Origin of the sequence: Luedemannella helvata (assembly GCF_039528415.1) — a bacterium.
Lineage (GTDB): Bacteria > Actinomycetota > Actinomycetes > Mycobacteriales > Micromonosporaceae > Luedemannella > Luedemannella helvata.
The window spans coordinates 1-19,513 of the sequence record NZ_BAAALS010000012.1 but is presented as its reverse complement, the minus strand read 5'-3'; the positions used below and the strand labels follow the sequence as shown (position 1 = coordinate 19,513).

The window sequence follows — 19,513 nt, the reverse complement described above, 5'->3', positions numbered from 1 at the left end:
GGCGGTCAGGCGACCAGCTGAGCCAGCTCGTCGAAGACCGCGAGGCCGGTCGAGCGCACCAGTGCCACCGGCTCCTCGCCCGGCGCGGCGGCCAGGTCGTCGGCGAGCGCCTCGGGCAGGTCGGTGAGCACCCGCCACAGCCCGCCGTCCGGGCCGGCGTCGAGCACTTCGAGCCGGCCCTGGCGCTGCACGACCGCGGTGCTCCAGTCCTCGTCGGCGGGCAGTTGCGCCACGTCGCGCCCGTAGGACCAGTCCAGCCACCAGTGGGCCGGTCGCCGTGCGACGAACTCGGCCGCGCCTGAAGAATCAAAATCAACTGCTTCGGGTACGCCCGACAGCGCGCCGTCCGCGGCCAACAGCCGGTCCAGGGTCGACCGGGTCGTCACGACCATCGACCCGTCCCCGGGCAAGGGCCGTGGACCGCAGCCCACCAGGGCGAACAGCAGTCCCGGCACGGTCGAGGCGGGCACCGCCCGGTCCGCCGGCAGCAGGTGGGCGAGTGGCCCCCGGCAACGCACCACAAGCGGCTCCGGTACGCACGACAGATAGGCCTCTGCCACCCGTACCCCGGAATCGGGATCCGAAGGGTGGGCCGCCGACGGTGGCCGACCCGCGATGGCCCGCCGCGCCGCCTCGCGTTCCGCCAGGTAGCGGGGCACGGGCGACACCCAGCAGGCGACGTCGGCGCCGACCAGCGTCTCGATGACGACACCCTCGCCGTCGGGGCCGGTCGCGGCGTGCACGAGGCGCACCCCGGCGCGTTCCGCGACGGCGTCCACGGCCCACACGTCGGTGAAACGGTCGGCCAGGCCGGCCGTCACGTCGGTCGCGAGCGCGACCGGATCGGCCGGACCGGCCAGCTCGGGAGCCGGCCCACGCACAATGGCGGGCCGACCGCCGCGCAACCGCGGTACGTCGACCCGCCGCCACTGATCCACGGTGGTCATCCCAGGTCCCTACAGTCCAATGACGCCCAGTGCCTTCTTCGCGGCGGACTTCGCACCGCCGGCGACCGACGAGACGCCGTCCGCCACCTCGTTCGCGGCGTCGCTGGCCGCGCCGCCCACCGCCTTCCCGGCGTCGCCGGCCGCGCCGCCCACCGCGTCCACGGCGTCGGCCGCCGCGTCGCCCACCTTGTCGGTGACGTGGAACTTGTTGTCCAGCGCGTTCCAGGCGACGGCCGCCCCGAACGCGGCGACCGCGCCCACCGGGCCGGCCGCCGTGCCCCCCACCATCGCGGCGGCCGCCGCCCCGCCCAGCACCGACGCGCCGGTGCCGGCGCCGATGGAGACGGCCGTACGGGTCACCTTCTGCGTCGTCGACAGGTGCGGGTTGGTCGCGTTCTGGGCAGCCGTCACGCCCCAGCCGACGAACGTCAGGCCCCGCCCGGCGACGCTGGCCGCGCGTCCCAGGCCCGGCGGCAGCCCGCGCGGGTTGGCGGTCGCGGCCCGCGCCGCCGCCGAGGACGCCCGAAAGGCGTTCCACGTGCCGCGCGGTCCGCCGCCCCCGTACGACTGCCCCGCCCGCAGGCCCGCCGCGACCTCCCGCGCCGCGAGTCCGGCCGCGAGCGACCGGCTCAACGACTGCGCGGTGAACGACCGGGCGTAGAAGCCCAGCGCCGGCAGGCCGAACGACGCCGCGGTGGCCCACGGCGCGTTCGCGACCTGCGCGGCGGAGATGCGCCGCAGCAGGTCGTCGGGCAAGCTGGCCAGGTCGCGCGACGCGCGGCGCAGGTCGGCGCTCACGCTGCCGGCGACCTGCGCGACGCGGGCGGCCACCGGTCCGGGAACGCCGGCCGGCGCGCTCACCCCGGCCAGGTCGCTGGCGGCCCCGTCGAGCAGCGCCATCAGCGCCTGCACGGCCGGGATCGCCACCCGCATGGCGGCGGGGTCCACCGTGTACGCGCTCACCGGTCCGCTCCTTGGGTCTCGGCGAGTCGCCGCGCCTCGTCCAACCGCCGTTTCGCCAACCGCCAGTCGCGCTGGTCGGCGGCGAGTTCGTCGGCCGCGTGGTCGAGGGCCGCCGCACACCCACGAATCTCGTCGGCACCGCGGCCGGCGACGCCGACCGCAGCCGACAGCCGCCCCCGCACGCGGGTGGCCTCAGGGGAACTCCAGCTGGCGACCGCGGGTTTCGGGGCGCCGGCCAGCAGGCCAGCGATCCTTCGGAGCTGGTCGGCAACCGCGCGGATCGCTTCCGGGTCACCGTCCGGAAAGCTGCCCAGACCCGGTACCGTCCCCGCGGTGGACACCGGCGCCGCGCCGAAGTCCCACATGACTGCTCCCTCCACCGTGGACCGCTTGAGTCCACACGCTAGAAGGCGGACCAGGCGGGGCGGTATGGGAACCCTTTACCAAGCGACGGGCCGTCACCGCGTCGCGCGCGTGCGGCGTGCCGCGACGTAACGGCGAGAGGAACATGTGGCTGGCCCGGCGCCGAGTCCTCGCCGATGTCCGACGCCGCTGGTATGTTGCGCCCGCTGACAGCCGGACGAGGGTTTGGGGGTTCCTGGTGGCTGAGGTGGCGCTACGGCCGATCGAGGATGCCGACCTCGACGCCCTGTTCGAACAGATGCGGGATCCCGAGTCCGTGCGGATGGCCGCCTTCGTGGCCGAGAATCCCGATGACCGTGCCGCGTTCGATGTCCACATGGCGAAGGTCCGGGCGTCGCCTGAGGCGACCAACCGTGCGATCACTGTCGATGGGCGGCTCGTCGGCAGCATCGCCAGTTTCGTCATGGATGGCGATACCGAGGTCACCTACTGGATTGACCGGTCCTTCTGGGGGCAGGGCATCGCCGGTCGAGCACTCGCTCTGCTCCTGGAGTCGGTTCGCACGCGACCCCTGTTCGCCCGCGCCGCGAGTGACAACACGGGGTCGATAAAGGTGCTGCGCAGGGCGGGATTCGAGATCATAGGCACGGAGGTCTCGTACGCCAACGGGCGAAAAGCGGAGATCGAGGAGACGATCCTGCGCCTCGACGCTCCCGCGAAGAACGCAGAGTGAGGCCGGGATGACGGCAGGGCGACCGGTACCCACCCAGGACGAGGTGCTCGGGTACTTCCGCACGCTGTCGAACTGGGGGCGGTGGGGCGACGACGACGAGCTGGGCACTCTGAACCACATCACCGACGGCGTCCGGCTGGCGGCGGCGCGGGCGGTGCGCCACGGCAGGAGCGTGTCGTGCGCGTGGGAGGTCGCCGCGCCGCGGGACATGGAGCGGTCGACGACGACGTGCCCGTGCGCCGCCGACATGCCGGGTGCCGAGAACATGCCGGTGCCCGGCTTCCACGCCGACCGGCGCTGGGGCTTTTCGTCCGAGCGTCTCGGCATCACGTTCCACGGCAACACCCTCACCCATGTCGACTCGCCGTGCCACATCTTCTGGGACGGCACGATGTACAACGGGCGGCCGCATTCGCTGGTCGACGCCGACACGGGATCGGCGTGGGCAGCCGTCACGGCGGCCGCGAACGGGATCATCACGCGTGGCGTCCTGCTGGACATCGCGAGAGTTCGCGACGTGCCGTGGTTGGAGCCGGGGCAGGGAGTGTTTCCCGCCGATCTTGAGGAGGCCGAGCGGCGCCAGGGCGTGCGGGTGCGATCCGGCGACGCGGTCCTCCTGCGGACCGGCTATGGCCGCATGCGGCACGAGGCCGGAACGGCGAGCGGCTTCGCGCAGGCCGGGTGGCACGCGTCCTGCCTGCCGTGGCTGCGTGACCGGGAGGTCGCGCTGATCGGCGCGGACACCCCTCAGGACGTCCAGCCGTCGGGGTACGGCGACGTGTTGATGCCGGTGCACGCCGTTGGTCTGGTCGCGATGGGTCTGTGGCTGCTCGACAACTGCGACCTGGAGTCGTGCGCGACGACGGCTGCCGAGCTCGGCCAGTGGGACTTCCACCTCACGGTCGCGCCGGTCCGCTTCGCCGGTACGTCCGGCAGCCCGGTCAACCCGATCGCGACATTCTGAGCGCGCGGGCGGCTGCGGGCATGGTGACGATCGTTCCACAGTGGAGCGGCAGCGTAGCGATCTGCGCCCGTCATGGGCTTCCGGTGACGTTCCGGACCGAGGTCTGGTTTCGCTCCCGCCCACCCGTCTTGCTGTGCGTCGCGGTCTTCGTCGTCGTCATAGCGGCCGGGCTGCCGGTGGTCGTCCCGGCCGCGCGTTACCTCGACGATCCCGACCCAGAGCTGTACCTCCTCCTGCTGTTCGGTGGGCTGTTCGCCGGCTGGCTGGTCCACAACGTCATGCTTCGGCAGGTCAGCGCTCCCGCGTGGGGGTTCTGCGACGTCTGCCCCGCGTTACGGAGCAGGCTCGTCGGGACGGCCGTCACCTGCTTCCTGCTGACGGTGTGCTCCTGCGCCCTGTATGTGCCGTTCGTCCTACCGGAGCAGGTAGGCGGTGATGAACTGTCCCCGTTCCAGGCCATCGTCCGCTGGGCGGTCGCGGTCGCGCCGGGAGTCTTCGCGATCGTGGGTGCGGTCCTGCTCGCGTTCGCCCGGTGGTCTGTCCTGGCCGGCGGCGTGGCTGGTAAGGACGGGACGGTCGTGTTGCGCCGGCCAGTGCTGGAGTTCGTCCGGGCGATCGCCGAGCTGGGGAGGGCTGCTGAGAAGGCGTGACCGGGCGCTGTTCCGGCACGGTCGGGTCGTTCGACGTCGCCTGGGCCACCGCGCGAGTCACAGCTGTGGCAGGACCTTGGCGCCGAACGCGTCGATGAACTCGTCCTGTTGCTGTCCGACGTGGTGCAGGTAGATCCGGTCAAAGCCCAGTTCGGCGTACCCGTTGAGGATCTCGGCGTGCCGGCCCAGGTCCGCGCCGACGTTCACGACCTTCGCCACCTGCTCGTCGGTCACCTCCCGCGACACCTCGTCGAAGTGGTCCACCGTCTCCAGGTCCCAGCACACGGGCGGGGCGAAGACGTTGCTGCGCCACTGCTCGTGCGCGATCGCCCGGGCCTCCTCGTCCGTGGGCGCCCAGCTCACGTGCACCTGTAGGCACAGCTCGCCCTCCCCGCCGTTGTCCCGGTAGGCGGCGATCATCCGTTTGAGCTGCTCGGTCGGCTGGTTCACGGTGATGAGGCCGTCGGCCCACCGGGCCGCCGTCGCCGCCGTGGCGGTGCTCACGGCCGCGCCGATCAGCTTCACCGGCTCCGCCGGCCGCGTCCACAGTCTCGCCCGGTCGACCGTGACCAGCCCGTCGTGGCTGACCTCCTCGCCGGCCAGCAGCGCCCGGATCACGGCGACGCACTCCAGCAGCCGGGCGTCCCGCACGTCCTTGCGGGGCCAGCCGGTTCCGGTGATGTGTTCGTTGCTGGCTTCCCCGGTGCCGAGCGCCGCCCAGAACCGTCCCGGGTACATGGCAGCCAAGGTGCCGATCGCCTGGGCGATGATCGCCGGGTGGTATCGCTGTCCCGGCGCGTTCACCACGCCGAAGTCCAGCCGCGTCGCCTCCAGCGCCGCGCCCAGCCACGACCACGCGAAGCCGGACTGGCCCTGTCGCGTACTCCACGGGGAGAAGTGGTCGGAGCACATCGCGGCCTGGAACCCGGCCGTCTCGGCCCGCCGCACCGCGGCCAGCAACGCCGCCGGGTGGATCTGCTCATGCGAGTTGTGGAAGCCGAAAACCGTCACCTCGGGTGCGTACCCATTGTGTTTCGGTTCAATGCTGCGTGGCCCACGGTCCGGCATCATGGGGTTGTGGGCGATGACCTGGACTCCCGCCTGTCGCAGGTGAGCACCTCCGAGGACATCGACGAACTCATCGACCTCGGGTGTGACCTGGCGGACGCCCGACGGCTGTCCGACGCCGAACGCTGCTTCCGCCGCGCCGCCAGCCTCGGCTCGGCCGTGGCGGAGTTCAACCTGGGCAACACCCTCGCCGACAGCGGCCGCCCGGCCGAGGCCGTCGCCGCGTACGAGCGGGCGCTGGCCGGCGGCGAGGCGGCCGCCTGGTTCAACCTGGGCACCGCGCTCGAAGACCTCGGTGACCTGGCCGGGGCCATGCGCGCGTTCCGTGCGGCGTTCCGGGCCGGCGACGCCAAGGGCGCGCTGGCGCTGGCGTTCAGCCTGCGGGAGCAGGGCGAGCGGGCGGCGGCCCAGGTCGCGGCCCGGGAGGCCGTGGAGGCGGGCGACCCCACGGCGGCGGCTGTGCTCGCGTGCTGGGAGTGGGACGAGACCGGGGACCCCGCCCTGGAGCCCGCACTGCGTGCCGGCGCGGACCTGTACCCCTCGGCTCGGGTTGACCTCGCGCAACTGCTCGTTCAGACCGGCCGGGTCGGCGAGGCGCGAGCGGCCCTGGAACGCGGCGCCAAGCTGGGCGAGGCCGAGAGCTGGTTGCCGCTGGGCAACCTGTACGCGGACGAGTTCGATGACGCGGCGGCCGCCGAGACGGCCTACCGCAGCGGCATCGCCGCAGGGGACACGTACTGCCATCACAACCTCGGCGTGCTGCTGCTCGAACGCGGCGCGGACGAGCAGGCGCGCGAGCAGTTCCAGCTGGGCGCGGACGCGGGCGACGCGCTCGCGGCACGGGCGCTACGCGACCTGCATTGAGCGCTTCCATGCTACTACTCCTATAGCATTGGAGCATGCTGTACGCGATGCCGACCCTCGACGCGGCCGATCTCCAGGTCCTGAGCGAGCTGGACGAGATGCGCTCAGACCTCCGGACGCAGCTACGGTCCAAGCCTCGCTGGGAGGGTCAGTTGCGTCGCAGCCTGTTCGCGGCGGCCATCCAGGGCTCGAACACGATCGAGAACATCACGATCAGCAACTCGGACGCCCGGGCGCTCGTCGAACACGCACCCATGTCGGCCGACGCCAACGAGGAGACTCAGCAAGCGGTCATCGGCTACCGCGACGCGATGACCTACGTGCAGCAGACGCCGTACATGGACTTCTTCGAGTACTCGGAGATGCTGATCTCCACACTGCATTTCATGATCACCAAGTACCAGCCGGGGAAGTGGCCGGGCCGCTACCGCACGGGCGGGATCTTCGTGACCAGTGCCGACCCGTTGGAACCGGCGTACACCGGACCTGACGCCGAGCTTGTTCCCGGGCTCATGCACGAATTGATCGAGTGGCTAGGTGACGGGGACATCGACGCGCCGGCCTACGCGCGGGCGGCGCTGGCCCACCTCAACCTCGTCGGTATTCATCCCTGGCGCGACGGCAACGGCCGCACGGCACGCGCTCTGCACACCCTGGTCCTGGCCCGCACGGGAGAGTTGGCTCCCGAATTCTCCTCCATCGAGGAATGGCTGGGCGAGCACACCAACACGGTCCAGTACTACGACGCGCTCCGATCGACACAGGCCGGGAGTTTTCAGCCGGAGCGGGATGCGCACATCTGGCTGCGATTCGTGTTCGCGGCACATCACCGTCAGGCGCAACGGGTGAAACGGCGGTACGAGTGGACCGTGCGCCTCTGGAACGACCTGGAACACCTGGCCGAACAGCGCGGACTGCCCCAGCGCGTGGTCTCCGCCCTGTACGCGGCCGCTGTCGGAGAGGTCCGACGGACCACCTATCAACAAGACGAAGACCTCAGCCGCGACCAGGCGATCCGCGACATCCAAGCGCTGACGCGCTCCGGTCTGCTGACGCCGCGCGGCAACGCGACCACCCGGGTCTACCTGCTGGCAGGTGCCGCGACTGAGATCGCGCAAGCGGCAACCGCCGCAGTGCGCGGACCGGGACGCGACCCCTACGCACCCGCGTGACAAGCCAACATGGAGTTCTGCGTCGCGTGACTATTCACGTTCGAGAAGCTGAGCCATCCGAACTGCGGTCGCGGGTGCGCCCTCGCCGAGGTTGCCCCTTGCCTGAGAGCAAAGATGTACAAACTGTTCTGGCTTGTCGGGTGCTCAGGTGCAGTCTTCGGCAGGCTGCCACGGGTTGATGATCTCGACGCCCGTGGGTGCGAAGTCGGCCACGTTGCGGGTCGCGACAGGCATCCCGTGCACGAGTGCGGTCGCTGCGATGAGCGAGTCCCGGACCGGCCGCGGGTCGGGAACGTGCAGCGCGGCGCTGCGTCGGGCGACGGCGGTATCGACCGGGAGGATGCGCTCGACGAATGCGGGCAGTACCTGCGCTTCCAGCCAGCGACGCAGGGCGGCGCCCTGTGCGGGGTCCCGTCGTTCGGCCAGGAGGACCCCGATCTCCAACTCCTGGACGGTGATCGCCGATACGAACATGCTGCTGGCCGAGGAGCCGGCCGCCCATGCGACGACGTTCTTGTCGGCCCTGCCGGCCTTGGCCTTCCGGAGTTCGGACACGACGTTCGTATCGAGCAGGAACATCAGCTCAGGTCCGCCGGTCGGGCGAGATCGCGCGGCTGCACGGTCTCGAACTCGATATCCGCTTCCTCTGGGGGGAGGCCGAGCAGGTCGATTATGCTGTCCCGGCTGCCGGTCAACCGCTGGTAGTCCTCGAAAGTCAGCAGCACGTGCGCCGGGCGGCCGCGATCGGTGATGAAGACCGGGCCGCCGCGGGCCGCGCTCTTCGCCCGACCCGTATCCTGGTTGAACTCGCGACTCGACATCGTGGTGACGGTCACTGCTACCACCTCCGATCGTATGTAGCAATGTTACTACACGATCGCCTCGTACGGCTACCGCCGGTCGGCCTCACCTGTCGCCACCATCAGGGCATCCAAGGATCGGTTGGAGAAACGGAACCGGCCACCGGCGCCCGAGTCCTCCTCGGGCGCCGGTGGCCGGCCACAGGGCCGCTGGCTAGCTCACGAGCTTCCACGGGCCGTTGGGCGTACCAGGTATTTCGTTGCGGGTCCACCACTGCGCGACGTACGTCTTGCCGTCGTACACGACCGTGTCCCCGGCGTTGTAGATGCCGGTCGCGGTCCACAGCGTCGCGCCGTCCGGCGTGGTCGCCGTCTCCGTCCACGGGCCGTTCACGTCGCCCGGCTTCTGGTTGCGGGTCCACCAGCGGGCAACGTAGTTCTTGCCCTGGTAGGTGACCTTGTCCCCGGTGGTGAAGATCCGGGACGCGGTCCAGATCGCCGTACCGTCGTCGGCCGTGGCGATCTGCTGCCACGCGCCGTTCGGGTCGCCCGGCTTCTGGGTCGTCTTGTTCGACGTCGTCGTCCAGAACTTCCCGTCGTAGGTCACCCAGTCGCCGGCTTTGTACGTCGTGCCGGCGGTCCAGGCCGGCACCGTCGAGGCCACCAGCTTGCCGACGCCCCAGCGGGCGGTCGTCTGGTAGCCCGTGCCCGTCGGCTCGGCCCACGAGTGCACCGAGGTGCGCGCGCCGGCGGTGCCGTCGTTGACCTGGAAGTCCAGGCCCTGGAACGTGCCGAGGCCGCCCTCACCCTCCAGGGTGATCGCCGCCTCGACGACGTACCCGGTGGCGGTCAGCTTCGTCGCGCTGCGCAGGCGGGCCTCCTGGGCGGCTACATCGCCCGTACCGAAGGTGTGCAGGTTGTTGGCGTTGATCCGCATCTGCGTGTCGAGGGCCCGGTAGGTGCCTTTCTTGGCGTTGCCCGGGTCGACGAACAGCTCCACGGAGTCCTGCTCGTACGCGTTCGATGACGAGACGTCGATGCTCGGGTCGGTCACCGTGGCGAGGATGTACAGGACGTCGTTCTGCCACAGGGTGCGCACCTCGGCGGTCGCACCGTCGGCGGCGCCGGACTGCACCTTGCTGGTCTGCACGGCCTTGGCGTCGGCCCACGCGGCGTCGGTGTCACCGTCGATCACCGGTGCCTGCCGGGCCTGCACGACCTCCAGGTACGACAGCGGTTCGATGTACGACAGGGTGCCGACCGCGCCGGGGGAGTTCCACGCTCCGACGACGTCGCCGTCGGCGAGGACCCGCACGTCGAGCCGGCCCGTGCCGCCCTGCGTGACGCCGGTGTGCGGCAGGTGGACGACCGCGCGCCAACCGTCGCCGTCGCCGTTCACCACGCCGTCCACGTCGCCGGTGCCGTTCTTGTTGAGGGTGACCTCCTGGCCCCCGTACACGAACTGGATCGCGTCGGCGTCGTCGCTGGCCACGGTGACCAGCACGGTGAGGTGGTCGTCGTTCCAGCGCACGTTGAACGAGCCGGCGTCGTTGCCGAGCGGGATCGCCGGCAGCTGCTTCCACTCGACGGCGCTGAACGCGGAGCCGTTGAGGGCGACGTTGCCGCCGAAGGCGTTCGCCGTACGCAGGCGCGCCGGCAGGTTCTCCGGGTCGGCGATGCCGTAGTAGGCCGGCTTCGCCTGCAGCTGCCCGTCGAAGACGAGCGGCGACTGCTCGGCGCGCCACGAGCGGGTGTCGGTGAGACCCCACACGGTCACGGAGAACAGGTCGTGCTCCCGGAAGATCTTGAACGCGTCCCGGTAGAAGTAGCCCTGGTCGATGATCTGGGCCTGGGTCACCGGGGTGGCGAGCGTGACGTCCAGCTCGGTCACCGCCTGCACCACCGGCAGGTCCGCGAACCGGTCCAGCGCCCCGTCGAGGGAGCTGATCGGCGAGGTCATGCTGAGGTGCATCTGGTGGCCCACGCCGTCGACCTTGACGCCCCGGGAGAGCATGCGCTGCACGAGCGCGTAGTAGCGGTCCTGCTTGCCGCTCTGCTCGGAGTTGTAGTCGTTGATGAACAGCTTGACCGGTCGGTTGGCCCCGCTCGCCGCGTGGTCGACGTTGAACGCCTGGTTGGCGAACTGGAAGGCGAGATCGATGTGGTCCTCGCCCAGGATCCGGAAGTACTCGCTGCGCCGCAGGCCGTCGGCGTTCTCGGGGGTGTCCGCGACGACCTCGTTGACGACGTCGAACGCGACGATCGGGTTGCCGCCACCGAACTCGCCGTACGTGGCGAGCCAGGCGGCCACCTTGTTGATGTGGTCCTTGAGGCGCTGGGTGAGGACCGCCTTGCCGGTCGCGTCGGCCGGCAGCGGGTTGCCCGCGTCGTCCTGGAAGAACCAGTCCGGCGTCTGCGCGTACCACAGCAGGGTGTGCCCGTAGACCCGCACGTCGTTGTCGCGCGCGAAGTCCATGAGGGCGATCGCCTCGGAGTTCGGCCGGAAGTTGCGGTCCTCGTCGTACCAGGCCTCGGGCTTGAAGTGGTTCTCCGGGGTGATCTGGTCGAAGTGCTTGAGCACCAGCTTGGCGGGATTGCCCACCGTCTCGCGGCTGTCGATCGCCACGCCGAACGGGACGTCCAGCGTGTCCTTGATCGGCGTGATGTCCTCGACCACGCTGGGCTGCGTGGTGATCGAGATGTCGTCGATCAGGTACGTGTACGGCACGTTCGGGTCGAGGTTGCTCGTGCCGATGTAGAGCTGCAGCGTCGTCGGGTCGGTGCCCTCCGGCGCCGTGCCCGGCGCGGTCCACTCGGCGGTGACCGTGGCCCACTCGCCGGCCGTCATGGTGGTGTTGCCGATCCACTCGTACTGCGGCTTCATCACGAAGCGCACGCCCGCGGACCCGGCGGTGCCGGCGGCCAGGCGGGCCTTCATCGAGATCGTGTACGTCTTGCCCGCCTGGAACAGGCCGGTCGGGCTCTGCAGGCCGACGTAGTCCGCGTCGCGGTCGTTGACGCTGAGCACCTTGCCGCCGTCGGGGCCGTCGACCACGGTCAGCGTGCCATCGCCGCCGCCGCTCTGGGTCCAGGTGCCGGTTGTGCCGTCCTCGAAGTCGACCTTGCTGATCACGGTCGCCGGCACGGTGGTCGGCGGCCCGGTGACGGTCACATCGTCGAGCAGGAACGGTGTGGTCGCGCCCTCGGCCTCGACATAGAGCGTGGCCTCGCTCTGGCCGGCCGGGAACGTGTAGCTGCCGCCGATCTGCACCCAGGAGCCGGCGGTGGTGGTGACGTTGCTACCGATCCAGTCGTAGTTGGTGCTGGCGCCGTCGTCGGACACGCGCTGCACGCTGAAGTGGATCCCCGTGGAGCCTTCGGTACCCGCGGGGAGCTTGACCCAGCCGGTCACCTCATACGTGCTGCCCGCTCGAAACATATCGGTAGCGTTGGTCGCCGGGCCGTTCCAGTTCTCGGTGCGACCGGTGATGGCGAGACTGTGCGAGCCGCCATGCGCCTCGTCGGAGAGCGCCAGGGTCACCGCGCCGCGCGGGCCCCACGGCTCGTACCCGGACTCGAAGTCGTTGGACAGCAGGGGTTCGTCATCCGCACTGGCCACACCCTGGGCCAATCCGGCCAGGAGAACCGCGGCGGCCAGGATGATGACGGGGCGACGCTTGGATCGCCGCTGGGACCTATCTCGATGCCTATTGATGAGACGCATGCTGATCTCCATGCACGGCAGGTGATGGGGGACGTTGAAGGGATGCCGCCGGCGGTTATCGCGCTAGAGCGTGCGGACGCGGGGATGCTATCTGGATCAGGCGAAACTCGTCGAGAGCCCTGAGGGCCGCAATTAATCGAAAGTTTCGATGGCGAGCGCCGGATCGGGTAGTCCCGCGGTCGTGGAGATCTTCTGAATGCCGGCACTAAAAACGCCTTTTACCAGCGGAAACGCGAGTGCGAGTCGCTCTGCCGCGCGGGGTCCACAGGCTGTGGATAGAACATGTGTACGGAGAACCGGCTCAGGAGATACACCTGCGGTTCGGGACCCGTACAAAGCACAGGTCCCGTTTCGCTACCCGCGGTCGGCGGCGTGCGCGGCGAGGTCGCGGCAGACGATGCCGAAGTCGTACCCGGCCGCCCCCAGCGCGATGGGAAAGGTCGAGGTGTCCGTCATGCCGGGCGCCACGTTCGTCTCGAGGACGTGCACGCGCCCGTCCCGGTCGACGATCATGTCCGTACGCGACAGGTCGCGCAGGCCGAGCGCCCGGTGCGCGGTCAGGGCGGCGTGGGCCGCCTCCGCGAGGACCGCAGCCGGCAGCCGGGCGGGGCAGAAGAACTCCGTGGCGCCCGGCGTGTACCGAGCGGTGTAGTCGTAGACGCCCGAGTCCGGCACGATCTCCACGGCCGGCAGGGCCACGGGCTCGCCGCCCAGGTCGAGGACCCCCACGGTGATCTCGGTGCCGCTGACGGCCAGCTCGATGAGCGCCTCGTCGTGGTAACCGAAGCAGCTCATCAGCGCCTCGGCCAGTTCGTCGCGGCCGCGCACGGCGGTGACGCCGAACGCCGACCCGCCCGCGCGGGGCTTCACGAATACGGGCAGGCCCAGCTTGTCCAGGATCAGGCGGCTCAGCGCGGCCGCGCCCAGGTCGTGAAAGACCTGGCGGGGCAGGGTGACGGAGGCCGGCGTGCGCAGCCCGGCCCGCGAGACGATCGCCTTGGCGAGCGGCTTGTCGAACGCGAACCGGCACGCCTGCGGCGCCGCCCCCACGTACGGGACGCCGGCCAGCTCAAGGACCTCGCGGACGGTGCCGTCCTCCCCGGACACGCCGTGCAGGACGGGAAACACCACGACGCCCGCGTCGGCGGCCAGGTGAGCGAACAGGGTCGCGTCGACGTCGTGGACGCTGACCTCCACATCGACGCGCCGCAGGGCTTCGGCGATGCGGTGCCCGGAACGCAGCGAGACGTCCCGTTCCGGCGACAGCCCACCGGCCAGCACCACCACGCGGTCCAGATCGCTCATCGAGTCCCACCCCTTCCGAACGTGGTGGCCAGCTCCAGCTCGGCGGTCACGACCTCGCCCAGGCGCGCCACGCCCTCCGCGATGCGGTCGGCCGGCGGCAGGCAGTACGACAGGCGCAGGTTGGCCCGCCCGCCGCCGTCGGCGAAGAAGCCCGTACCCGGCACGTAGGCCACCCGGGCGCCGATCGCGCGGGGCAGCATCGCCTTCGCGTCCAGCCCGTCCGGCAGCGTCGCCCAGACGAAGAACCCGCCCGCCGGCCGCGTCCAGGTCACCCCGGCCGGCATGTGCGCCGCCAGCGCCGCCAGCATCGCGTCGCGCCGCTCCCGGTACAGCTCGCGGAACACCTTCACCTGCTCGGGCCACGGCTGCGTCGCCAGATACCGCTCGACGACGAGCTGCGTGAGGACGGAGTGGGACAGCATCGCCGACTCCGCGGCCAGCACCAGCCGGTCGCGTACCGCCGGCGGCGCCAGCGCCCACCCCACCCGCAGGCCGGGGGCGAGCGTCTTGCTGAACGAGCCCAGGTACACGACCTGCCCGTCCGTCACCCCGGCCCGCATCGCCGGCACGGGCTCGCCGTCGAAGCACAGCAGGCCGTACGGGTTGTCCTCCACCACGAGCACGTTGAAGCGCCGGCAGATCTCCAGCACCTCCGCGCGCCGCGCCGCGCTCAGTGTCACCCCGGCCGGGTTCTGGAACGTCGGCACTGTGTAGAGCAGCTTCACCTTCCGGCCGGCCGCCGCCAGCCGCCCCAGCGCCTCCGCCAGTGCCTGCGGCACGAGCCCGGAATCATCCAGGGGTACGTGCACCAGCTCCGCCTGGTAGCCGGCGAACGTCGCGATCGCGGTCACGTACGTGGGCGCCTCGACGAGCACCACGTCGCCCGGGTCGACGAACACGCGGGCCAGCAGGTCCAGCGCCTGCTGCGACCCGACCGTGACGACGACGTCCTCCGGGCCGGCGTCGATGCCCTCCAGCGCCATCACCTCGCAGATGCGCTCGCGCAGCCCGAGGTCACCCTGCGCCGAGCCGTACTGCAGGGCCACCGCGCCGCGCTGGCCGATCAGCTCGGCCATCAGCTGGCCGACCTGGTCGAGCGGCAGGGCCGACACGTACGGCATGCCGCCGGCGAGCGACACGATCTCCGGCCGCGAGGCGACCGCGAACAGCGCGCGCACCTCGGAGGCGACCATGCCCGCCGCCCGCGACGAGTAATGCCCGTGCCACGGGTCCATTCGCGACCCAGCCTGCGACGGCTGCCCCACGGCCCACCACCTCACCTCACCGGTTGGCGGTCAGCCTAAATGACTCACACGAGGATCACGTTGTAATAGTCGAGGCGGTCGACTGCCACCTTGAGCGTGCCGTGCCGGCAGGTGAACGCCGGCGACGTCGAGCGGGTGCGGTCCGGGGAGATCATCGTGACCCGGCGCGGGCACGAGCCCAGGTCGGCCTCGACGGTGAACCCGGCCTGCGGCGCGATGCCCTGGTCGTAGTTGTGGTTGACCAGGTGGATGGTGCGCCTGCCGGTGCCGCGCTGCACGAGCAGGCTGGCTGCCACACCGGAGGCGCCCACCCGCACCGCCCGGGTGCCGATCGCGTTGTCCTTGAAGATCGAGCGATGGTCCTTGAAGAAGCGGGTGTACGTCGTGAAGAACTCCATCATCCCGAGGTCCGTCGCGGTCGGGCTGCCGACCGTGTCCTTCAGATGGAACGCGGGGAAGATGCCGTTCGCGTACGCCTCGGCGCCGAAGATCCGCCAGTAGTCCTGCCTCTCCCGCAGCGGCAGGTTGAGGTAGTTGGTCATCATGTCGGTCGGCCAGTCGATGAACACGACGACCGGCACGTTGCCCGCGATCCGGGCGCTCTGCTCCTTCAGGTACCGGTACTGCGACTGCAGTGACTTGGCGCCGTTGAGGTGGCCGTCGACCACCGGCACGTAGTCGGCGCCGCGCCAGTCGGGCGTCTGCTCGTCCGGGTTCCAGGGGTACATGCCGACGCTGTTGAAGTCCACATACGGCCACAGCCCGTTCGAGGAGATGAGCAGGCGACGGTGCTTGGTGCGCCAGGCGTACCCGCGCAGCTCGTCGACCATCCCTTTCCAGTACCGGCGGATGTAGGTGGCCGTGAACGACGTGTCCTCCGCGTACATGCGGTTGGCGATCACCCGGCCCCACTCGGGGGCGAGCGGGTTGGCCGCGTTCACCGGGTTGAGGTTCCAGCCGCCGGCCCGCAGGTACTCGCGGTAGTTGAAGTTGGCCGCCAGGTCGTCGGCCGGCACGTCGCGACGCGGGAGGTTGTCAGCGGCTATGCCGAAGCGGGACATCCAGTCCGCGGCGGTGTAGGTCGGGTACTTCGCCAACAGGTACCGGGTGAAGTCGGCGATCGCGTAGTCGTCGAAGCCCTCGTTGCCGTTGAAGCCGTACTTCAACCCGCCGCTGAACCCGGCGTTGATCTCGTCGAAGTTGAGCCCGTCGACGCCGCCGTCCACCTGGATGCGCGCCCAGGACAGCAGGTACTCCCGGTATTTGGGGTTGAAGATGTTGCCCCGGCGCGCCGGCTCCGGAAAGCCGAACTCGTCGTGCGGGACCGGGTTGCCGTCCGCGTCGCGCGTCGACATGTCGTCGAAGATCTCCGGGGTGGCGAAGTCCTTCGGGAAGATGATGCTCGCGGTGCCGCTGCCCATGAAGGTGATGCCCTTGGCGCGGTAGCGCGCGATCTGGTCGAAGTTGTAGTCGGCGGCCTCGTCCCCCGCGGTCGACCACTTCCCGATGGCGCGGATCGTGGTGTCCGGGTCCAGTTCGTAGACCTGGGGATCCTCGTCGCCGACGTCGGACTGGCTGAACCCGTACACGACGAAGTCCGCCGCCATGGGCTGGTTCCCGGCGCCGGCCGTTGCCGGTGCCGACTGCCCCAGCGCCGCGAGCGTCGCGGCCAGGATACCCGCTGACCAGCGCGTTACCCCAGATTGCCGTGGCATCGTGGCACCCCTGACCGTAACGTCGACGCTGCCTATCGCGGATTTTCGAGAGCATATGCCCGGGCCACCAACATCGGAATACATCAATGTATTGGCCGGCTCGTTTCTGGCAGGATCGGCCGGATGAGGAGACTGTTGCCCTTGCTCGCCGTGGCTGCTCTGGTGACGGCCGCCGCGTGTGGTGACGCCGCCGGGACCGAACAGTTCACCCAGGGCGGCGTCAGCATGGCGCCGACCGTCAAGTCCGGGCAGGTCATCACCGTCCGGACGGTCGAGGGTGACTACCAGCCCAAGCGCGGTGACATCGTGCTGTTCCACGGGGGCGAACAATGGGGCGGCAGCGGCGCGCCCCTGCTCAAGCGGGTCATCGCGGTCGGCGGCGAGACCGTCGCGTGCTGCGACCCGGACGGGAAGGTCACGGTCAACGGTCAGCCGCTGACGGAGCCGTACGTCGCGACGGACGCTCCGCTGGACCTGCCGCCGAGCCCGCAGGACTGTGGGCCCCGCCGCTTCGGCCCGGTCGCGGTGCCCACGGGCAGCGTCTTCGTCATGGGGGACAACCGCGCCGCGTCCAACGACTCCCGGTGCGCCGGTCCGATCCCGGCGACGTCGGTGTCCGCGGTGATGGTCTCCTGATCATCACGGTTGCGTGGCGCCGTGGCGGGTAGGGAGGGGGAATTGCCAGCCCAGCCGCGACAGGAGAAGATCATGACGACGACCATGCCGATGCTGGAGACCTATCCGGCCTCGATCAACCTGGACCGCGCCGAGCTCGCGGCCACGATCGACAGCCTGATCGCGTGCAGCGCCGCCTGTACGGCCTGCGCCGACGCCTGCCTGAGCGAGGAGATGGTCAGGGAGCTGACCACGTGCATCCGCACCAACCTGGACTGCGCCGACATCTGCGCCACCGCCGCCCGGGTGCTGTCCCGGCACACCGGCTATGACGCCAACATCAGCCGCAGCCTGCTGGAGGCGTGCGTGGTCGCCTGCCGGTCCTGCGGCGACGAGTGTGCCTCCCATGCCGAGATGCACGAGCACTGCCGCATCTGCGCGGAAGCCTGCCGCGCCTGCGAGCAGGCCTGCCGCGACCTGCTCGCCACGATCAGCTGACCGCCGCTTTCGGGGCGTCGACGCGCGTCGACGCCCCGAAGAGCCACCGGATCAGGACGGGGTACGGGACCACTGCTGGTTCGTACCGCTGCCGCACGTGTACTGCGTGATGTCGGCGCCGTCGGCCGTGTTGGCGCTGACCACGTCCAGGCACTTACCGCTGTGCCGCGCGACCAGCTGGAAGTAGCTGCCCGTGGCCCGCCACTGCCACTGCTGGTTCGTGCCGCTGCCGCACGTGTACTGGATGATGTTGGCGTTGTCGGCGGTCGAACCGGAGGCGACGTCCAGGCACTTGCCGCTGTTCTGGTTGACGATGCGGACGTAGCCGCTGCCCGCGTCCTGGAACTCCCACTTCTGGTTACCGCCGCCGTTCCAGCTCCATTGCTTGACCTCCGCGCTGTTGGCCGTGGAGTTGTTGACCACGTCCATCACCTTGCCGCTGTGCCGGGCGGTGATGCGGTAGTACGGCGGTGCGTCGCCGGTGACCGTGCCGGCGGCGGTGTCGATCGTGACCGACGGGTACCAGCTCAGACTCATGGTCGTACTCGACGGGAAGCTGATCGGCAGCCAGACGTACTGGGAGTCGTTGACCGGACCGCCCCAGGCGCCCGCCCAGCGGTCACCCATGTAGAGGTAGCTCGTCGTGGAGCTGCCCTGGATCGGCAGCACATACGTCGACTGGGAGCGGAACGTCGTCGAGTCGCCGACGTTCGTCATGCCGCTCCACGGGCCCGAGATGCTCGACGCGGTCGCGTACTTGGCCTGGTTCGGGCTCCAACCCGTCAGCCCGGACGTGAGCAGGAAATACGTGCTGCCCCGCTTGAACAGGGCGGGCGCCTCGCGACCCGCGTCGTTCCAGAAGTTCCCGACGAGGGACGCCACGTTGAGGTAGTCCGACGTCAGCCGGTAGATGTGCAGGTCGCGATTCTCGTCCGCGGCCGAGATCATGTACGCGGTGCCGTTGTCGTTGTAGAGCGTGATGTCGCGGGACATGTGCCCGAGCGGCCGGAAACTGCCGTGGTACGTGTAGTTGCCGTCCACCGTCGCCGATGAGGCGACCGCGGCGCGCGCCTCCCCGTAGTCCGAACCGTTCTCCTTGTGCATCCACATCACGTACCGGCCGGTGCTCGCGTTGTAGATGACTTTCGGCCGTTCGATGTTGGCGACCTGCAGCTCACTGGCTGACGACTGGGTCAGCACGTTGTTGCGGAACTCCCAGTCACGCAGGTTGGTCGACCGGTAGACGGACACCGCCCGGAACGTGCTGTTGGGGTTGCGGTTCTCGCCGAACCAGTAGTAGTAGTCGCCGACCTTGAGCACCCCGCCGCCGTGGGCGTGCACGGGGTTGCCGGAGGTGTCGGGGAACTGGGTGCCGTTGGTGAGGGTCACCGCTGCCGCCTGCGCCGCGGGGGCCATCACGGCCACCGCGACCAGCGTCGCTCCCGCGGTCACGACCAGCGACAGGCCCAGCGATAGAAGCCGTCGGTTCGGTCTCACGGTGTCGTCCTTTCGTCCGGTTAACGTCTTCGTAACGGAAACGGAACCGGCAGGCCATACATCGAAAGGAATCATTCAAAAGGATTCAAAAAAGAACAGATACCGCAGTACGGGTCGACCGCGTGCGCTCCACGGCGGATAGCGTCTGGTACTCCGCCACTGTCCGCCTTGAGCGGTGCTCGCAGGCAACGGACGGTGAGCCCTGGACGGGCCGATGTCCGGTCCAAACCCGGGGTGCATCAAAGGCGGCGGCCCGAAGAAGGCCGCCGCGCCGAAGAAGGCCGCGGCCAAGAAGACGACCGCGAAGGCGACCGGCACGGCCCGCGCCCGCGCCCACGCCGCGCCCGCGCCCGCGCCGCGCCGCGCCAAA

Annotated in this window: 18 protein-coding genes; 7 read left to right on the top strand and 11 right to left on the bottom strand. The window is 70.0% G+C overall.

The window, feature by feature from the left end; all coding sequences use genetic code 11:
* Positions 1 to 5: 5 nt before the first annotated feature.
* From ABD191_RS13760 to ABD191_RS13750, 3 genes are read right to left on the bottom strand one after another with little or no spacing between them, the layout of a single operon-like run.
* Positions 6 to 947, bottom strand: a complete 942-nt coding sequence (locus ABD191_RS13760) for a hypothetical protein (protein WP_344081223.1) — start codon at positions 945 to 947, stop codon at positions 6 to 8.
* 9 nt (positions 948 to 956) lie between these two features.
* Positions 957 to 1,910, bottom strand: coding sequence for a hypothetical protein (locus ABD191_RS13755; RefSeq protein WP_344081220.1), 954 nt, complete (start codon positions 1,908 to 1,910; stop codon positions 957 to 959).
* Positions 1,907 to 2,275 (bottom strand): hypothetical protein, encoded by a 369-nt coding sequence (locus tag ABD191_RS13750; protein ID WP_344081217.1) that lies wholly within the window; start codon positions 2,273 to 2,275, stop codon positions 1,907 to 1,909. The genes ABD191_RS13755 and ABD191_RS13750 overlap by 4 nt, the downstream gene beginning before the upstream one ends.
* A gap of 236 nt (positions 2,276 to 2,511) precedes the next feature.
* Here ABD191_RS13750 and ABD191_RS13745 point away from each other — a divergent pair, with 236 nt between their 5' ends.
* The 3 genes from ABD191_RS13745 to ABD191_RS13735 all read left to right on the top strand — a co-directional run bounded on the left by ABD191_RS13745 (position 2,512) and on the right by ABD191_RS13735 (position 4,620).
* Positions 2,512 to 3,006, top strand: coding sequence for a GNAT family N-acetyltransferase (locus tag ABD191_RS13745; protein ID WP_344081214.1), 495 nt, complete (start codon positions 2,512 to 2,514; stop codon positions 3,004 to 3,006).
* A gap of 7 nt (positions 3,007 to 3,013) precedes the next feature.
* Complete coding sequence (locus ABD191_RS13740; protein WP_344081211.1) at positions 3,014 to 3,970, top strand: cyclase family protein; 957 nt, start codon at positions 3,014 to 3,016, stop codon at positions 3,968 to 3,970.
* Between the two features lie 83 nt (positions 3,971 to 4,053).
* Complete coding sequence (locus tag ABD191_RS13735; protein ID WP_344081208.1) at positions 4,054 to 4,620, top strand: hypothetical protein; 567 nt, start codon at positions 4,054 to 4,056, stop codon at positions 4,618 to 4,620.
* A 57-nt stretch (positions 4,621 to 4,677) separates the two neighbouring features.
* Here ABD191_RS13735 and ABD191_RS13730 read toward each other — a convergent pair whose 3' ends face one another.
* Positions 4,678 to 5,631 carry a TIGR03885 family FMN-dependent LLM class oxidoreductase gene (locus ABD191_RS13730; RefSeq protein WP_344081205.1) on the bottom strand — a complete coding sequence of 318 codons (954 nt, stop codon included), beginning with the start codon at positions 5,629 to 5,631 and terminating at the stop codon, positions 4,678 to 4,680.
* A gap of 66 nt (positions 5,632 to 5,697) precedes the next feature.
* On the opposite strand from ABD191_RS13730, the gene ABD191_RS13725 reads away from it, so the two are divergent.
* Both ABD191_RS13725 and ABD191_RS13720 read left to right on the top strand, forming a co-directional pair.
* Positions 5,698 to 6,552 carry a tetratricopeptide repeat protein gene (locus tag ABD191_RS13725; RefSeq protein WP_344081202.1) on the top strand — a complete coding sequence of 285 codons (855 nt, stop codon included), beginning with the start codon at positions 5,698 to 5,700 and terminating at the stop codon, positions 6,550 to 6,552.
* Positions 6,553 to 6,587: 35 nt separating this feature from the next.
* Positions 6,588 to 7,724: a Fic family protein gene (locus ABD191_RS13720; RefSeq protein ID WP_344081199.1), complete on the top strand. Its 1,137-nt coding sequence runs from the start codon at positions 6,588 to 6,590 to the stop codon at positions 7,722 to 7,724.
* 144 nt (positions 7,725 to 7,868) lie between these two features.
* On the opposite strand, the gene ABD191_RS13715 is transcribed toward ABD191_RS13720, so the two are convergent.
* From ABD191_RS13715 to ABD191_RS13690, 6 genes are all read right to left on the bottom strand, one after another.
* Complete coding sequence (locus tag ABD191_RS13715; protein ID WP_344081196.1) at positions 7,869 to 8,303, bottom strand: type II toxin-antitoxin system VapC family toxin; 435 nt, start codon at positions 8,301 to 8,303, stop codon at positions 7,869 to 7,871.
* Positions 8,303 to 8,560 (bottom strand): type II toxin-antitoxin system Phd/YefM family antitoxin, encoded by a 258-nt coding sequence (locus tag ABD191_RS13710; RefSeq protein ID WP_344081193.1) that lies wholly within the window; start codon positions 8,558 to 8,560, stop codon positions 8,303 to 8,305. The genes ABD191_RS13715 and ABD191_RS13710 overlap by 1 nt, the downstream gene beginning before the upstream one ends.
* 178 nt (positions 8,561 to 8,738) lie before the next feature.
* Positions 8,739 to 12,143, bottom strand: a complete 3,405-nt coding sequence (locus ABD191_RS13705; RefSeq protein WP_344081190.1) for an endo-1,4-beta-xylanase — start codon at positions 12,141 to 12,143, stop codon at positions 8,739 to 8,741.
* Between the two features lie 459 nt (positions 12,144 to 12,602).
* The gene (locus ABD191_RS13700) at positions 12,603 to 13,553 is read right to left on the bottom strand and encodes a D-alanine--D-alanine ligase family protein (RefSeq protein ID WP_344081187.1); all 951 of its coding nucleotides are present in this window, start codon (positions 13,551 to 13,553) and stop codon (positions 12,603 to 12,605) included.
* A complete protein-coding gene (locus tag ABD191_RS13695; protein WP_344081184.1) occupies positions 13,550 to 14,788 on the bottom strand; it encodes an aminotransferase-like domain-containing protein in 1,239 nt (412 codons plus the stop codon). The genes ABD191_RS13700 and ABD191_RS13695 overlap by 4 nt, the downstream gene beginning before the upstream one ends.
* A gap of 74 nt (positions 14,789 to 14,862) precedes the next feature.
* Positions 14,863 to 16,533 carry a hypothetical protein gene (locus ABD191_RS13690; protein ID WP_344081182.1) on the bottom strand — a complete coding sequence of 557 codons (1,671 nt, stop codon included), beginning with the start codon at positions 16,531 to 16,533 and terminating at the stop codon, positions 14,863 to 14,865.
* 123 nt (positions 16,534 to 16,656) lie between these two features.
* Between ABD191_RS13690 and lepB the strand changes: the two genes are divergently transcribed.
* Together lepB and ABD191_RS13680 are read left to right on the top strand one after the other, a co-directional pair.
* Entirely contained in the window at positions 16,657 to 17,169 is a 513-nt protein-coding gene (lepB, locus tag ABD191_RS13685) for a signal peptidase I (RefSeq protein WP_344081179.1), read from the top strand.
* A 72-nt stretch (positions 17,170 to 17,241) separates the two neighbouring features.
* Positions 17,242 to 17,646: a four-helix bundle copper-binding protein gene (locus ABD191_RS13680; RefSeq protein WP_344081176.1), complete on the top strand. Its 405-nt coding sequence runs from the start codon at positions 17,242 to 17,244 to the stop codon at positions 17,644 to 17,646.
* Between the two features lie 51 nt (positions 17,647 to 17,697).
* On the opposite strand, the gene ABD191_RS13675 is transcribed toward ABD191_RS13680, so the two are convergent.
* The gene (locus ABD191_RS13675; protein WP_344081174.1) at positions 17,698 to 19,143 is read right to left on the bottom strand and encodes an RICIN domain-containing protein; all 1,446 of its coding nucleotides are present in this window, start codon (positions 19,141 to 19,143) and stop codon (positions 17,698 to 17,700) included.
* Positions 19,144 to 19,513 lie beyond the last annotated feature (370 nt).

Excerpts from the sequence above, each read along its gene's own strand:
- ABD191_RS13760 (WP_344081223.1), bottom strand. The coding sequence starts at position 947 with ATGACCACCGTGGATCAGTGGCGGCGGGTCGACGTACCGCGGTTGCGC.
- ABD191_RS13750 (WP_344081217.1), bottom strand. The coding sequence starts at position 2,275 with ATGTGGGACTTCGGCGCGGCGCCGGTGTCCACCGCGGGGACGGTACCG.
- ABD191_RS13740 (WP_344081211.1), top strand. The coding sequence starts at position 3,014 with ATGACGGCAGGGCGACCGGTACCCACCCAGGACGAGGTGCTCGGGTAC.
- ABD191_RS13720 (WP_344081199.1), top strand. The coding sequence starts at position 6,588 with ATGCTGTACGCGATGCCGACCCTCGACGCGGCCGATCTCCAGGTCCTG.
- ABD191_RS13715 (WP_344081196.1), bottom strand. The coding sequence starts at position 8,303 with ATGTTCCTGCTCGATACGAACGTCGTGTCCGAACTCCGGAAGGCCAAG.
- ABD191_RS13700 (WP_344081187.1), bottom strand. The coding sequence starts at position 13,553 with ATGAGCGATCTGGACCGCGTGGTGGTGCTGGCCGGTGGGCTGTCGCCG.
- ABD191_RS13695 (WP_344081184.1), bottom strand. The coding sequence starts at position 14,788 with ATGGACCCGTGGCACGGGCATTACTCGTCGCGGGCGGCGGGCATGGTC.
- ABD191_RS13690 (WP_344081182.1), bottom strand. The coding sequence starts at position 16,533 with ATGCCACGGCAATCTGGGGTAACGCGCTGGTCAGCGGGTATCCTGGCC.
- lepB (WP_344081179.1), top strand. The coding sequence starts at position 16,657 with ATGAGGAGACTGTTGCCCTTGCTCGCCGTGGCTGCTCTGGTGACGGCC.
- ABD191_RS13680 (WP_344081176.1), top strand. The coding sequence starts at position 17,242 with ATGACGACGACCATGCCGATGCTGGAGACCTATCCGGCCTCGATCAAC.